The organism is Haloarcula ordinaria (assembly GCF_029338275.1).
GTDB lineage: Archaea > Halobacteriota > Halobacteria > Halobacteriales > Haloarculaceae > Haloarcula > Haloarcula ordinaria.
The window spans coordinates 2,835,887-2,851,062 of record NZ_CP119789.1 but is presented as its reverse complement, the minus strand read 5'-3'; the positions used below and the strand labels follow the sequence as shown (position 1 = coordinate 2,851,062).

Annotated in this window: 16 protein-coding genes; 10 read left to right on the top strand and 6 right to left on the bottom strand. The window is 67.7% G+C overall.

All coding sequences use genetic code 11. The annotated features are described in order from the left end of the window. Positions 1-59 precede the first annotated feature (59 nt). Entirely contained in the window at positions 60-1,265 is a 1,206-nt protein-coding gene (locus P1L41_RS14945) for an NAD(P)/FAD-dependent oxidoreductase (RefSeq protein WP_276296528.1), read from the top strand. Positions 1,266-1,331: 66 nt separating this feature from the next. Here the strand turns inward: P1L41_RS14945 and P1L41_RS14940 are convergent, their stop codons facing one another. Next, positions 1,332-2,282, bottom strand: coding sequence for a chemotaxis protein CheW (locus P1L41_RS14940; protein ID WP_276296527.1), 951 nt, complete (start codon positions 2,280-2,282; stop codon positions 1,332-1,334). Further along, positions 2,279-3,175: a ParA family protein gene (locus P1L41_RS14935; protein ID WP_276296526.1), complete on the bottom strand. Its 897-nt coding sequence runs from the start codon at positions 3,173-3,175 to the stop codon at positions 2,279-2,281. The genes P1L41_RS14940 and P1L41_RS14935 overlap by 4 nt, the downstream gene beginning before the upstream one ends. A 174-nt stretch (positions 3,176-3,349) precedes the next feature. Here P1L41_RS14935 and P1L41_RS14930 point away from each other — a divergent pair, with 174 nt between their 5' ends. Together P1L41_RS14930 and P1L41_RS14925 are read left to right on the top strand one after the other, a co-directional pair. Continuing rightward, entirely contained in the window at positions 3,350-3,847 is a 498-nt protein-coding gene (locus P1L41_RS14930; protein ID WP_276296525.1) for a FlaD/FlaE family flagellar protein, read from the top strand. 82 nt (positions 3,848-3,929) lie between these two features. Beyond that, entirely contained in the window at positions 3,930-4,994 is a 1,065-nt protein-coding gene (locus P1L41_RS14925) for an actin-like salactin (protein WP_276296524.1), read from the top strand. On the opposite strand, the gene P1L41_RS14920 is transcribed toward P1L41_RS14925, so the two are convergent. Beyond that, positions 4,991-5,197 (bottom strand): hypothetical protein, encoded by a 207-nt coding sequence (locus tag P1L41_RS14920; RefSeq protein ID WP_276296523.1) that lies wholly within the window; start codon positions 5,195-5,197, stop codon positions 4,991-4,993. The genes P1L41_RS14925 and P1L41_RS14920 overlap by 4 nt on opposite strands. A 212-nt stretch (positions 5,198-5,409) precedes the next feature. On the opposite strand from P1L41_RS14920, the gene P1L41_RS14915 reads away from it, so the two are divergent. Next, on the top strand, positions 5,410-7,362 hold the full coding sequence (locus tag P1L41_RS14915) for a hypothetical protein (protein ID WP_276296522.1): 1,953 nt from the start codon (positions 5,410-5,412) through the stop codon (positions 7,360-7,362). A gap of 295 nt (positions 7,363-7,657) precedes the next feature. Here the strand turns inward: P1L41_RS14915 and P1L41_RS14910 are convergent, their stop codons facing one another. Then, a complete protein-coding gene (locus P1L41_RS14910) occupies positions 7,658-8,587 on the bottom strand; it encodes an FtsZ/tubulin family protein (protein WP_276296521.1) in 930 nt (309 codons plus the stop codon). A 159-nt stretch (positions 8,588-8,746) separates the two neighbouring features. Then, a complete protein-coding gene (locus P1L41_RS14905; RefSeq protein ID WP_276296520.1) occupies positions 8,747-8,977 on the bottom strand; it encodes a DUF7996 family protein in 231 nt (76 codons plus the stop codon). Between the two features lie 133 nt (positions 8,978-9,110). On the opposite strand from P1L41_RS14905, the gene P1L41_RS14900 reads away from it, so the two are divergent. The 4 genes from P1L41_RS14900 (at position 9,111) to P1L41_RS14885 (ending at position 12,722) form a co-directional block, all read left to right on the top strand. After that, a complete protein-coding gene (locus P1L41_RS14900; protein WP_336399955.1) occupies positions 9,111-10,157 on the top strand; it encodes a phytoene/squalene synthase family protein in 1,047 nt (348 codons plus the stop codon). An 84-nt stretch (positions 10,158-10,241) separates the two neighbouring features. Beyond that, on the top strand, positions 10,242-10,622 hold the full coding sequence (locus P1L41_RS14895; RefSeq protein ID WP_276296518.1) for a hypothetical protein: 381 nt from the start codon (positions 10,242-10,244) through the stop codon (positions 10,620-10,622). 43 nt (positions 10,623-10,665) lie between these two features. Continuing rightward, entirely contained in the window at positions 10,666-11,916 is a 1,251-nt protein-coding gene (locus P1L41_RS14890) for a hypothetical protein (protein WP_276296517.1), read from the top strand. Positions 11,917-12,017: 101 nt separating this feature from the next. After that, positions 12,018-12,722, top strand: a complete 705-nt coding sequence (locus tag P1L41_RS14885) for a hypothetical protein (RefSeq protein WP_276296516.1) — start codon at positions 12,018-12,020, stop codon at positions 12,720-12,722. A gap of 12 nt (positions 12,723-12,734) precedes the next feature. Here P1L41_RS14885 and P1L41_RS14880 read toward each other — a convergent pair whose 3' ends face one another. Next, positions 12,735-13,151, bottom strand: coding sequence for a TFIIB-type zinc ribbon-containing protein (locus tag P1L41_RS14880; protein ID WP_276296515.1), 417 nt, complete (start codon positions 13,149-13,151; stop codon positions 12,735-12,737). Between the two features lie 159 nt (positions 13,152-13,310). Here P1L41_RS14880 and P1L41_RS14875 point away from each other — a divergent pair, with 159 nt between their 5' ends. Continuing rightward, positions 13,311-14,168, top strand: coding sequence for a hypothetical protein (locus P1L41_RS14875; RefSeq protein WP_276296514.1), 858 nt, complete (start codon positions 13,311-13,313; stop codon positions 14,166-14,168). 75 nt (positions 14,169-14,243) lie between these two features. Continuing rightward, positions 14,244-15,101 (top strand): DUF5995 family protein, encoded by an 858-nt coding sequence (locus P1L41_RS14870; RefSeq protein WP_276296513.1) that lies wholly within the window; start codon positions 14,244-14,246, stop codon positions 15,099-15,101. The last annotated feature ends 75 nt before the right edge of the window (positions 15,102-15,176 follow it).

Genomic DNA, 15,176 nt, shown 5'->3' with positions numbered 1-15,176 from the left:
CCATATTCTGACGCTCGCAGTGCCACAGGATTATACGCGCTCGGCACGAACCGCCGACCATGCGCGTCGCCGTCCTCGGTGCCGGATACGCCGGCCTGACACTCGCTCGCAGACTCGAACGGACACTCCCAGCGACCGCCGACCTCGTCGTCGTCGACGAGTCCACGGACCACCTCGTCCAGCACGAGCTCCACCGCGTGGTCCGCCGGCCGTCGCTGGCCGACGACATCACCGTCGACCTGGGCGAGGTGCTGGACTGTGACGTCCGCCAGGCCACCGTGACGAGCGTCGACGCCGACGACGGCGTCGCGACGCTCGAGACGGCCGACGGCGAGGAGGCACTCACCTACGAGGTGGGCGCGGTCTGTCTCGGGGCCGAGACGGCCTTTTTCGACGTTCCGGGCCTTCGCGCCCACGCGACACCGCTGAAACGCCTCGACCACGCCGAGCAGATTCGCGAGGAATTCCTCGCGCTCCAAGACGGTGACCGCGTGGTCGTCGGCGGCGCGGGACTCTCGGGTGTCCAGGTAGCCGGCGAGCTGGTCGCACTGGCCCGCGAGGAGTCGATGGACGTCGAGGTTCGGTTGCTGGAACAGGAATCGGAGGTCGCACCCACCTTCGGCGAGTCGTTCCGGCGGGCGGTCCGGGACGCGCTGGTCGGCGAGGGCGTCACCGTCAGCACCGGTGCGCGCGTCACGGGCGTCGACGCCGACGTGGTCCGCCTGGACGACGACGCCGAGGTGGCGTACGACCAGCTGGTCTGGACCGGGGGCATCACGGGCTCCGAGGCGATGGCCGGCGACCGACCCACCGTCAGAGCCGACCTGCGACTGGGCGAGCGGACGTTCGCCGTCGGTGACGCGGCGCAGGTCGTCGACAGCAACGGAGAACCGGTCCCGGCGAGCGCCTCGGCGGCGATCCGGGAGGCTCGCGTCGCCGGACAGAACGTCGTCGCTCTCGCCGAGCACCTGGGGAACGAGACCGGTGGCTTCGAACCACGGCTCGCGAAGTACCGCTTCGACGTGCCGGGGTGGCTGGTCTCCGTGGGCGACGACGCCGTCGCGCAGGTCGGCCCCACGGTGGTCACCGGTCGCCCGGCGATGGCCCTGAAGACCACCGTCGGCGCCGGCTACCTGGGGACTGTCGGTGCCGTCCAGAACGCGACCGACCTCGTCCGCGAGGAACTGGGCGTCTCGCTCGACGACGCGGACCTCCCCGACGCGGTTCCCGACGACATCGTCGACGTCTCTGAGTCGGAGGAGTAGCTGACCGTTTACACTCCGTCGTCAGAGAGCGGCCGTGACTGACCTGCTTCGAGCCCCGGTGGTCGTTCAGTCGTCCTCTGCGGTCGCCGCCGCCAGCGCGTCGTCCGGTTCGACCCAGATGACGAACTGGTCGCGGTCCTCCCTGTCGACGACGCCGTTGATGTAGTCCGCGTCGACCGGGGGGCTGTTGACCTCCGACTCGGCGACCGGCGAGACCTGCCGGACCTCGTCGACGATCCAGCCGACGGCGCCCTGCTCTTCGAACATCTCCGGGTCGAAGACGACGACGAGGTTCTGGTCGCCCTCGTCGTCGATGTCCATCATCGACTTGGGGTCGAGAATCGTCGTAATCTGGCCCCGGAGGTCGACGACACCCTCGACGTAGGCGTCGGTGTTGGGCACCCGCGTCACGTCGTCGCGCTTGACGATCTCCTCGACGTACTCGATGTCGAGGCAGTAGTACTCCTCACCCAGGGCGAACTCCAGGACGCGGACGAGTTCCTCGGACTGCGTCGACTCGTCGTCCGTGGCCGCGGCGCTCGCCGCTCCCTCCGTCTCCGTGGCGTCGCTCGCCGCCATGGCCGCTTCGACGGCCTGTTGGTCCGGGAGCTCGACGCCGGCGGGACGCTGAGCGGGCGTGTCTGTCGGCTGCTCCGCCTGCTGGAGGGTCTCGGTAGTTTGGGCCGTCGTATCGGTGGGTCCGCCGGTCACTTCCGCAGCGGACTGTGCGGCCCGCTGGGCCGCCGCCATCGCGTCGGACGTCCCGTCGCCGGTCACCGACTCCTCGGGTTCAGGTGCCGGCTCCGCTCCGCCTGCCGCTGACTCGTCGGTCGGACCGTCCGCACCGTTCTGCTGGTCGCCGGTCGGTGCCGTCTCGCCAGGAGCCGACGCGGCCGCACCGCGCTGCTCGCCGTCAGTCGACGCATCGTCGGCCGCCGCGCCGTCGGTCTCCGCCCGGTTCCCCTCGCGCATCTTGCGGATGCGCTCTGCTCTGTCCATGCGGTCGTCGTCACTCATGCTGTCACCTCGGTGTATCCGAACTGCTCGTCGAAGGCGTCCGCGATGTCCGCGAAGACGCTGGCCATATCACAGTGCTCCTCGACCGCGAACACGGAGTTCCCGGCGGTGTAGGCCCGCTGGAGCGCCACGCGCTTGCGGACTTGCCAGACGGGACTGTCCGGGAACGCCAGGTCGAACCACTCGAGCATCATCTCGTCTTCCGAGGTGGTCTCGATGCGGTTCGCGACAACGCCGACCGTCTCGACGCTGATGCCGGTCTGGCGCTCCAGTGCGGCCATCTGGTCCATCAGCAGTTCGATGGCCCGCTCGGAGGTCGCCTCCGCCAGCGCCGGGACGAGGATGTGCCGGGCGGCGAACACGCCCGTATCCGTGAGTTTCCCGTAGAACGGCGGCGAGTCGATTATCACGTAGTCGTAGCCAGACTCGACGGTCGAGAGCGCCCGGTCGAGCGTGTCGAGCGCGTGGGTCCCCTCGACGGTGGCCGGTGTGACGTTGAACCCGAACGACGCCAGCGCCGCCGGGTCGACGTCACGGTCCTCCGAGCGGGCGCGGGCGACGAGGTCCGCTATCGTCAGCTCGTGTTCGGCCTGGAGCATGTCGATGCTCGACGGGACGACGTCCATCTCCTCGTGTTCGACCACGAGGCTCCCCAGGAGGGTGGGGTCGCGGGTCAGCGCGTCGAACAGCGTCGGCGGCTCGGCGTCGTACGCCTCGACCAGCCCCAGCCCCTCCGTCGCGTTCCCCTGGGGGTCGAGGTCGACGAAGAGGACGTCGTGGCCCCGGTCGTTCAGCGCGCCGGCTACGTTGATCGCGACCGTCGTCTTCCCGGTCCCGCCCTTCGCGTTGGTCACGCAGATTCGGGCCGGACCGGCGTCGTGGTGCCGACTCATCGTCCAACTAGGCGATTCTCGGCCCTCACCCAATATAAAAACACGCCCCCGATTATCATCCGCGTAACTCGGTGCGGGCGAACGGATACCGGCGAATCACCGCGTTGAGCCCGTCAGACGGCAGTCAGACGGTGTGCAAGGTTTATGACGGAGCAGGCGGAATACTGCTGTCACATGACGATAAACCCGCGCGACTACGACCTAGACGAGTTGCGCAAGATGGCCCGACAGCGCGACGACCGGGACAACGGGCTGGCTGACGACGACGACGTCCCGGACCCATCGAACCTCGATATCGGCCTCGACGGGGCCGAAGAGGACATGCTCGCGGGGAGCTCCTTCCGCGCCGGGCTGTATCGCGAACTGCTCCCCTTCCTCGGCGGCGAACCGGAGGAGAAACCGTACCTCGCGGCGCTCCCGGAGAACTACGCCGCCGAGTTCGTCGTCTTCGAGTGGCTCGAGTTCCTGTTGATGCACTCGGGCTACCAGGGGGCCGACGAGGCGCTCGACTACTACGCCGACATCGACTGGCTCACCGAGGAGGTCCAGTCGGACCTGTCGGATTACCTGCTCGGTATCGACGAGTCGGCGACCAACGACGGCAACGAGCTGAGCGTCGACGACCACATGCTGAGTCTGGTCTACATCGCCAAGCTGACCGCGATGGACTGACGCGGCCGGAGACTGCGGGTTTATCACTGCTGATTCTTGACGTGAGGTTATATACCGACCCGGCGTCAAGACGCCACCGTACATGAGTGACGACGACGCTGACGGGACGGACGATGCCAGCGGGGTGGTGCCGATCGGGGTCAAACTCGGCAGCACGCGGACGGTCATCGCGCTCCCGGACGACCACGGTACCGACCAGCGAATTATCAAGACGCTGACGTGCATGGCGACCTACGAGGACGCCCTCACCGGCGAGGAGAAGATCCTCTACGGCGAGGAGGCCGCCCGGGAGTACCCCGACCGCGTCCAGTACATGCTCCGGTCCGGACTCCCCGAGGACGCCGAGCGGGCCGAGATGACCGAGACGTTCTTCGAGGCGCTCATCGAGGAGAACGACCTCCCGGCCGACAGCGGGGTCGTCTACGCGATTCCGACCATCGACAACCCGACCGGGCTGGAGAACCTCCGGTCGGTCATCGAGGGGTCCTCCATCGGCCTGGAACTCGTCGAGAGCTACCCCGAGTCGCTGTGTGGCTCGATTCCGGCCTTCGGGGACGACCTGGAGGCCATCGACGAGATATTCGTGGCCGTGAACATGGGCTCGACGAACCTCGAAGCGTCGGCCTATCGGCGCGGCGAGCAGCTCTCGCCGTTCACGACCGGTGCCGTCACGGGCAACGAGGTCGACCGGATGATCGCCAACTACGTCGAGGAGGAGACCCAGGGCCGGGTGAACATCGACACCCAGACCGCCCGCGAGTACAAGGAGGAACACGCCGACTTCGTCGACTTCGAACCGTTCACGGACATCATCCAGCAACCCGGCGGCGGCTCACACGAGTTCACCATCGAGCGGTCGGTGATGGACGCCGTCGACGAGTACTTGGACGACGTGGTCGACGAACTCGCGAACACGTTCCTGCCGGAACTCGCGAACGACTACATGAAAGTGTACAAGCTGGCGCTCGACCGCCCCGTCGTCCTCACGGGCGGGATGGCCTGTATCCCCGGTATCGTCGACGAGTTCGAGGAACGCCTCAGCGAGGAGCTCAACCGCGACGTTGAGGCGACGGCGGCCGACCAGCCGGACGTGGCACCGACCATCGGCGCACAGCGCATCGCGACCCGGCTGGTCGAGAACAGCTAGACGTCGCTCCAGCACTCCAGCCAGCGGTCGATGCGCGGCCGGAGTCCGCATTGCTCGAGGCCCGGCGTCTCCGAGAGCGTCCTGAACACCTCTGTGTCGATTCGCGCGACGGCGTTGTCGCTCGCTTTGCCGTTCGCTCGGTCGCCCCCAGCGGCGTCGGTCGACCGTTCGAACTTCGGCGGGTCCAGTCGTATCCGGGGCATGAGTTTCGATACTGAAACCTGATAGGTAAAGGTCAGTCAGACGAGCGTCTGTCCCGCGACAGACACCTCGCTCCTGCCGTCGCGGGTCTCGGGGTGGACGACCCGGTCTCTCGCTCGTGATATGGACGTAATCAGTCGTCGGTTAATATTACGACAGAGATTTCAGAATCAATACGTGAGAATCATAGTACCCGACGTAGTAGGATTTCACAATGGGTCAAATTATCAATTTAGATAATTTAGGTGGGTCGTACCCCGACGTGCTCACCAGCACCGGACAGGGTGGGTTCCTGTCCACGGGGTATCTCCGGGAGAAGCCCGCCGTGTCGGCGATCGAGGCCGACGAGACGCCGCAGTACGTCATCACGAACTCGAAGAACGGGGTCACGGTGGAATCCGACGGCACGACCGAACACATCCGGCCCGGAAGCGGTTATCAGACCATCGCCGTCTTGACCGACAGACGGGTCGTGGTCCTGGTGGGTGGCACCGACTCCGACGGCGGGGACAGGCAGTTCGCGGTTCCGTTCGCCGAGATCGAGACGGTCGACAGCGACTCAAGTCTCAGACACGGGCGACTCACCTTCTACCGCGCCGGCGGAACCCGATGGTACATCCACTGTGAACGCGACGGACTGGAGGCCGTGACACGCTACCTCGACGACGCGGCACAGAAGTGGATACACGTCGAGAACACGCTCGACGACGTCAAGCGGGAGCTGGTGCAGGCAAACGAGTTGCGGAACAACGGGTCGAACGATGCCGCACTGACCGCGGCGAAGCGAGCGAGTACGCTCCTGGAGCGGGCCAGTTCGACGGCCAGCGAGTTCAACGTCGACCGAGAGGGGGACGCGATGGCCTGCCGGGTCGAGGTGGTCCGTGAGCGCTGTCTGCGGACGCTCTCCGCGATTCGCCTCGGTCGCGCCCGGAACGCCAGAGACGAGGGTGAGGCCCGCTGGCGGGCCGACGAGTACGAGGCGGCCTACGACGCCTACGAACGCGCTCGCGACGAGTACCGGGCCGTCCTCTCGCTCGACCGGCACCTGGCCGACATCGACGAGATACTCGCCGAGCGCAACCGCCTCGACACGCTCATCGAACAGCTCGAACAGTCCCCGCTCCGGAAGGCCGTCGCCGCGGACAACGAGGCCGCCGCCGCCGACAAGTCGGACCAGGCGGCCGAGCACTGGGCCGAAGCGCTCGACCACTACCGGACCGCGCTGCAGGTCGATTGGGGCGCAGACGAACGGCGCTTCGCCGGTGCGCCTTCGAAGATTCGAGAGCGACTGCGCGTCGTCGCCGAGAACCTCACGGCCGCCCGCCGGGACGTCGCCAGCGACGCGATGAGCGCCGGCGACTGGTTCGCCGACGCCGAACAGTACGAGGCGGCCCTCGAGGAGTACGCGGACGCCCGCGAGAAGTACGAGGCGGCATTGACGACGGCCCGCGACTGCTACCCCGACGCAGTCACACACCTGGAGACCGAACTCGAAGCGCTCGACCAGCGCGTCGAACGGACCGAGGCGGCGCTGGCGGGTGAGGACGTTCCCGACCGCATCGAGTCCGACCTCGAACCCGAGTACGACGTCGAGGCGACCATCGGGGCGGCCGAGCCGGACGAGGCCGAGGACGACGCGTCGACGGTGACCGAAGCGGAGATGACTGACCCGGACGAGAAAAGCGACATCGAGGCGGCGATAGACGCCGTCGAGTCCGGCGACGCCCCGGAACCGACCGGCGAACGCGACGACGAACACTCAATCGCCGCCCACCTCCGGTCGCTCGACCGGTCGGCGTTCGTCGAGACGGTGACGGACGTCCTCGAAGGGTCGGGCTGGGGGGTGGCCGAGGCCGAGCCAGCAGCATACGACCTGCTGGCCGAGCGGTCGGACCCGACGCACGAGGCGATGGCCGTGGTCGTCGATCACCGGCCCGACGACCGCCTCGTCGAGGCCGACCCCATCGAGACCTGTGTCGACGTCCGCGGCGAGCGGTCGGAACTCGACGCGGTGATGTTCGCCACATCCGGCCGTATCGGGGGGGACGTCTCCAGAACCGCGAGCGAAGCGGACGTGCGGCTGATGGACGACGAGTGTCTCTCTGCAATCATCGAAGCTCGCGGCCTCGACGTCGCTGCCGCCCCTCGACAGGTCGTCGAAGAGTAGCACGGAGCGCGTGTTTTCGCCCACTGACGGGACGGTAGGAGCTCCATGTTTATAAGGCAGGATAATCTATAATAAATTGTAATGACACACTGTCCGCACTGCGGGACGAGAATGACATACAACGACGAGACGACCAAGCTGACCGAGCTCGTCTGCCCGACGTGCCACGAGACGATAATCGACTGGAAGCCCGCCGCTCGACACGCGCGCGTCTCGTAGGGTGTGGGACTGATTCTTCGACGCTGAGTGACCACCGAGTAGCGGACACCGACGACAGAGAACCGCCAGGCGTGCCTCAGGACCGACTGTCCACGCCGGGCGTGTCCGCGAACCCGCAGTCCTCACAGGCGCGCGTCTCCCGGTCGCCCAGCGAGTAGACGGCGATGTGGCCGCCACACCGCGGGCAGTTGTTCGGGCCGGGGTCCGGGTGACTCGCGCGCTCGACGATGGCGTCGAACGTCGGCGAGTGGTTCCCGGCGGCGACGACCTGCGCGTGGACGTCCGACAGCGAGTCGTCGACGGCGGTCCCCCAGATGAGGTGGGCGTCGTCGGGCACCGACGCCTGGATGCCGTCGACGGCCTCGACGGCCGAACTCACCGTCAGCTGGCTCCCGGCGACCAGGTTGACCAGGACGGCGGTGTAGTCTCCGATGTCGACGGCCGGTGCGCTGAGCGCTTCTTCGACGGCGCTGACGGCCGTCTCGGCCATGTCTTCTGTCTCCGGCGTGGCGCCCGTCGTGATTGCGGCCACCCGGCCGCTCCCGAGGACGGTGCCGATGTCGGCCAGGTCGAGGTTGATGACGCCCGGCCGCGAGAGTATCTCGTGGCAGGTCGTCACCACCTGGCGGATCCCGTGAGCGTGGTGGTCGGGCTCGACGACGACCATCGCGTCGACCGACCCGCGGAGCCACTGGGCGGCCCGTGCCGTCGTCGGGTCCAGACTGTCGCCCGACGCCGGCGCTGCGACCACCGCGAGCGTCAGGCCGTCCCGTCTCGCCAGTCGGTCGCGCCACGCCGGCGGGATGGTCTCCGTGAGGTCCGTCACGAACATCGTCACCGCCGCGTGGGCCGCCTCGCGGTCGCCGTTGGTCGCGGGCGCCGGCATCGAGTCGCTGGCCGTGATTCCCGGTATCGCCCCCAGCGACGCTGTCACCGAGCGCACGCCACCGTGGCCGACGACGACGAGCGGGTGGGTCGGCGTCGTCGCTGGCCAGTCGTCGTTCATAGGTGGTCCGTCGTATCCAAACCCTGACTCCGGAGCGATAAAGGTGTATTGCGCATCGAAACGAACAGTCAGCACAGAAAGCACGACGCGGTGACACGGCGCGCCGCTGCCTTCTGAATTATGGCGGCGACCGCCGGTCGTGCTTCTCGCCCAGTTCGCTCACTCGTCGGCGGGGTCTTCGCCGGTGGAGACGCCTTCGGGCGCGCTGATGTCGAGCGGCCGAATCCACTCGTACCAGATGAAGACGACACCGAGGCCGTACCCCAGTACCCAGACGGCGCTCCCGACGAGCGGATAGCCCAGCGCGCCGAGGAACCCGTTTGCGAGCCCCGGGACGACGATGACGGCGGCGACGGTCAGGCCGAGGACGAGTGGGCTGGTGTCGCTCATTCGCTCAGCCTCCTGTGCGTTGCGGGCATGTCCATCGCTTGGGACTACGTCGATTTAGGGATGCTGTTTCGGGTCCGGTCGGCCCATAGCCAACCCTTTTTTAGTACAGTGACCCTTACCGCGGATGTCGGGAATGTCTCAGAACCAAACAGACCGGTCGTCACAGGAAGACATCGATTGGTGTTACGACGCTGTGCACCGGGTCTCGCGAACGTTTAGTCTGACAGTCGCGGAACTCGACGAGCCGATGGCCCGGGACATCTGTGTCGGCTATCTCCTCTGTCGCGTCGCGGATACGATCGAAGACGCCGGGCACGTCCCGCCGGGTGCCCAGGCCGAGTTGCTACGGACGTACAGTCGCGTCCTCGACCCGAGTTCGGACACGACGGTCCGGACCTTCCGCTCGAAGGTCGACGAGTGGCTCCCGGCGACGCGCTCTGCGGACTGGGAAGTCGTCGACGAGGCGCCCCGCATCGTCCGGGTGTTCCGCCAGCTCGAGGGAGACTCGACGGATATCATCCGCGGCCCGGTCCGCGAGCTCGTCGACGGGATGGCGATGTTCGTCGACCGCTACGCCGACGACGGTGGGCTCCGCATCAAGACCTTAGAGGAGCTCGAGGAGTACTGCTGGTACGCCGCGGGCACCGTCGGCACGCTCGTCACCGGTCTGCTCACGCACGCCGCCAGCGACGACCAGGCGGCGCGGATGGAGGAGAACGCCCGCGCCTTCGCCCTCCTGCTCCAGCTCGTCAACGTCGCGAAGGACGCCGCGACCGACATGGAGGAAGAGAACAACGTCTACCTCCCGCTCGAACTGCTCGACGACCAGGGACTGGACCACAGCGACGTGGGGAAGGGCGGCAACGTCGACTCGCTCGTCCCCGTCATCGAGGCCGTCACGGGACGCGCCGAGCAGTACCTGGACGGCGCGCAGGCGTGGCTCGAGGCGATGCCCATCTCCCGCGGGAACACGCTCTCGGCGTGGGCCATCCCCTTCCTGCTGGCCGTCGGGACAATCCGCGAACTGCGGACCCGGCCGGCCGATGTCATCCGCGAGGGCAACGTCAAGATAACCCGCGAGGAGGTCCACGCCGTCTGCCAGCAGTTCGACGGCGACGCGGACCCGGTGCTCGGCGACCTCCGGCGTCGAATCCGGCGACGCCCTCTCCACGAGTACTGACCGACCGGTTCCACGACATTCCCTTTCTCCGCCGCCCCGACCACGCGGAATACTGAACCGTCTCCCGGCCCTACACTGCTGTGAATGCCGGACACACTCGAACTCCCGAACGGCGACGTCGTGGCCCCCGACGACGTCTTCCTCTACAACGACTACCCCTACCGACTCGTCTGGCTCGACGACGAGACGTACGCGTTCGAACTCGCCCCGCTCTACTGGGGTGACAGCGGGATGAACGTCCCCTTCCACGACCGCGAGGCCCTCGTCGACCAGTGGGACACGGACTCCGAGGGGTTGCTCTCGCCGGACGGCTGGGACCGGTGGCTGGACCACGCCCAATCCGACCCCCGCTTCGACGACGGTGAAGTGCGGGCGCTCGCGGAGGAACTCCCGGGCGTCGACCCGCGACCCGACGAAACGACCGACGGCCCGCTCGCGCGCATCCGCTCGCTGCTCGACCGCTGAGTCTGGGAGGGGGATTCTTGAGGGCTGCCCCGCAACGACCCCTATGGCAACGACGGCGAGCCTGACCGAACCGCAGGTCCTGGCCCGGACCAAGCGGGACCTCTTTCCGGCAACTGAGGAGCGCGGCTACGTCGTCGCCGACACCCAGTTCGCGCAGGAACGGTGGCTCGAGGAGTACCCGATTCCCGCCGAGACGCGGGACGCGCTGGCCCCGTTCAATCACGTCCGGGTCGGGTCGGGCTACCCGGACCTCGTCGGCGTCGGCCAGCTCGACAGTGACCTGCTCGCCGTGGACCGCCTCGGAGACGACCCGCCGCTCGTCGCCGTCGAGGCCAAGGGTCACACGAGCGGTGGTGGGGTCGACGTCGAACGCGGGGTGGTGCAGGCACACGACCGCCTCGACGAAGCGAACGTCGCCTACGTCGCCGCGCCGACCGGTGCGATATCCCAGTCGGCCCGGACGCTGGCACGAGAGCTCAACGTCGGTGTCCTCGGCGTTAGCGTCGACGATTCCCTTCGCGTGCTCGAACGACCGCGGGTCGTCGGGGCGCGGACCGCCGACGAGGCGTCGGCGCTTCGGTTTCAGGCCAGTGCCCAGGGCGTCACCGACCGGAGTTTCGGCCTGAATCACCCGAAGAACTACCTGGCGGTCCCGCTCGCGGTGGCCCACCGGGACGAGACACGGTCACTCGTCACCGACCGGGTCGTCGGGGCCGTCGACGCCGCCGTCGCCGGGGCTGTCTTTCTCGGCTTGGTCGAGGACGACCGACCGACGACCCGGCTCACCCCCCTGGGCAGGGAGGTCGTTCGCTTCGGGCGCAGAACGAACGGGTCGGTCGACGCGGCACTGGACCTGTTCGCCCAGTGGTCGGGGTCGCAGGCTCGGTTCATCGATGTCGCACCGACCTGGGGTGAGCTGACCCGGCGCGTCGTCTTCGCGTACCCGGCCACGCGGTTGCTCGTCGAAGAACTCCAGCAGTGCCACGACGACGGCTTCCTGGACCCCTCGCTGGTCGAGTTCGTCGAGTGGCTCCACCTCCAGCATCCGACGTTCACCGTCGAGCTGTTCGTCCGTGGCACGGATCGGGTTCGCGAACGGGTGCTGACGGCCGAGGGCGACCTCCGGCCCGACGCGCTCGTTGACGGCGAGGTCTATCACTCGCCGACGGTCTTCCAGCTGAAGGCGATACTGTACCACGCTGGTATCCTCACCGAGCGGGGCGCAGAGCCCACGAGACTGGACCCGACGACAGACGTGTGGGCTCTACGCGAACCGGTCTCACCGCAGGACTGACTTCGGCTGTACCACCGTTCGGCCGGCACGCGACGGGACGTGTCGGTCGCGCGTCGACTTCGGGGAATCAATTATACCGGTCGGCGTCGTGTGACCGCACGATGCCGGAGATAACTCTCACCGAGTCGCAGCACGAGCAGCTCGAGGCGGTTCGGGCGGACGTCGAAGACGCGTTCGTCGAAACGTACGGGCACGCTCGTCTCGAGGACGCTGTCGACTACCTGCTCGATACGTACACGCCGCCGAACGAGCGCGATTCCGTCATGGTGGCCGACGGCTACGAGCGCATCGCGACGGCGGAGTATCCCGAACTCCAGCACATCGCCGCCGACGTGCCCGACATCCCCGGGAGCGGTATCGACGCAGACGAGATGCGGGGGAAACTGCTCTCGGAACTGGGGCCGACGGAACTCGCCGCGCGCCTGGCCGATGGCGCGGACGAGGACGCGGTGGACGGCGAGGGGCCGGCCGCCGAAGAAGCGGACGGGGATGGCGATGCCGCCGACGCGGAGTCCGAGAGCACTGGCGACGACGAGAAGCCGGCCGCCGACGAGTCGACGGCAGATGCAGACGCGGACAGCGACGACCCCGAGCCGTCAGCTTCGAGCGACGACGGCGAATCGAACTCGGTCGCCGACGCGGGGAACGCCCTCTCGATGGCGAACAAACTGCTGCGCGAACACGACGACAAGTGGCGACGGACCGACAGCGGCGAGGAGCCCTACGAGGTGGACCTGCCGGACGGGACCACCGAGGGGGTCCGGACGAAAGACGACGTCCGCCAGTACCTCTTCAAGAACTACTGAACGCGGCTGCCCTCACGCCGGTTCGTCGGCGTCCACCGGCGTCCGCTCGTCGCCGTCCAACTGCGTGATGAGCCGAGCAGCGAGCCGCGGGCCGATGCCGTCGACGGCCTCCAGGTCTCCGGGGGACGCCGTCGACAGCGCGGCGACCGAATCGTAGCCGCCCCGCCGCAGTCGCTCGGCCACGGCCGGCCCGACGCCCTCCAGGTCGGTGAGGTGGCGGACCATCGCCGTCTCCGACGCGTCCCGGTCCTCATCGACACCGAATCGCGCGTAGAACCGTTCGAAGGCGTCCTGCCAGGACTCGTGTGGCTTCGGCTCGGACTTGTGGTCGACCGGGACCCCGATGAACCCGCACTTCGGGCAGCTGATAGCGGCGGCTCCGTCGAGCTCGTACCGTTCGACGGGCTCCCCGCAGCGCTCACATCGCACGAGTAGGGTATGGACGGGGATACCCTTAATTCATATGCCGGACACGAGCGCGTCATCGCCTGTGGCCACGACCGGTTCGAGAGCATCGAGAACGCATTTGGTAGTGAATCTCTAGCAATATACTTAGCCTAATCCAGTGTATCTAGCCAGCTGATACGTATGGCAACTACTACCGACCAGGGAGCAGTCTCCGACGCCGGATTCGGCTCCCTGACGACCACGCAGAAGGTGCGCCTCGTGCTGTTCAGTCTCGCCGTGCTCGCACTCGCAGGCCTCAACGTCGCACTGACGCCGCCGGAGGTGCTCGGGGCGGCCATCGTCGGCTGGTTCGACCCCTTCGGCGTCCACCAGATTCACGACATGACTATCTCGCCGCTGCTCGTGTTCGGCCTCGTCGTGCCGGCGTTGCTCTTGCTGTACCACCCGCGCGAGCGGGTCAACACCATCCTGGCACCGGTCGTGGCCATGGTTAGCGTCGCCGTCCTGGCGTTCGTGGCCGACTCGCCGCTCCTGACTGGCTTCGCCGTCTCGTCGGTGCTGGCGCTCGCCGCGCTGGCGTTGCACCCCGCCGGCCGGTCGCTGTTCCGCTTCGACCGCGCCGAGCGCGTCGACCGCCGGGTCGCCGCGCTGTACGTCGTCGGCGCGGTTCCACTGCTCGTGTACGCGGGCCTGGAACTGTTGAAGCAACTCGGCCCCGCCGACCCTGCGGGCCACGTTCTGTTCGTCCACTTCGGCGCGATGGCGATATCGGGACTTCTCATCGTCCTGATGGGTGGGCTGGCGGTCTTCCGCAAGCGCGACTGGCGCTACCCGACCTGGCTGGCCGGCCTGCTGGCCGGCTTCATCGGCGTCCTCTCCATCGCGTACCCGACCTTCGCGTCGAGCGTCGGTACCATCGGTGGGGCGCTCCTGTTCATCTGGGCCCTCGCCTTCGTGGCGGGCGTCGAGTACACGCGCCGCAGCGCCGAGAGCGACCGACGCGAGACCGAGCGACAGCGCCCCGCTGGCTCGGCCTGACGGATTCGACTGATTCCCGTTTTTCGTAGCCGTTCCAGTGAACTGTTAAGAGAGTCGCTGACGATGGTAGTCGCAATGCTCCGCTCCGCGTCGTCGACCGGGCGACGCTCCCAACTGTGGCACGCGATGCGAGGCCTCCACAAGCCCCAGCCGCGGGCAGACGGCGGACCGTGCGACCCTGACGTACTCGCACTCGTCGAGACGCCGTACACCGGCATGGCCGACACCCACCGCCGGCTCGCGTCGCTCCACCGGCTGTTCGAGTCACGGGCGGACCGCCGAGCCGTGTTCCTTGCTATCTACACGGAGATGACCGGTGCCGTCGCCGAGGGACTCGACGACGGGACCTTCGTCGATTCTGAATGGGTGGCCGAGTACCTCGTCACCTTCGCGAACCTGTACCGAGAGGCCGTCGCCGACTACGAGGCAGGTCGCCACGAGTCGCTCGCGCCGCCCTGGCAGCTCGCGTTCGAGGCCGCAGAACGCGGGGACTCGCTCGTGGTCCAGGACGCCATGCTGGGCGTGAACGCGCACATCAACTACGACCTCGCGCTCACGCTCGAGCGGGTCGGCGTCGGACCGAACCGTCGGGAGAAGTACGCGGACCACCACGCCGTCACCGACGTCATCCGCTCGCTGGTCGACGAGGCCCAGGCGTCTATGGCCGAGCGCGAGGCCGACGGTATCGCCCGCCTCGACCGCTCACTGGGGCGGGCCGACGAGTGGCTGACCGTGCTGGCCATCGACGAGTGTCGCGACAGCGCCTGGCGGACCGCCGTCGCCCTCCACTCGCGGTTCCCGCCCCGCCGCTGGCTGGCCCAGTGGCTGAACGCTGCGACGTCGACCGGTGTTGCACGCCTCCTGTTCGCCTCGCGGACCAGTGACCGACTCCACGACACGGTCGCCGGGTTCGAAGGCTCGGACGGCGGGTGAGCCAGGGGAACCGTTTTGATGCCAGTTTGATTACAATCTAGGGACTGCGTTGACTCGCGACCTGCCGGCCGGCAC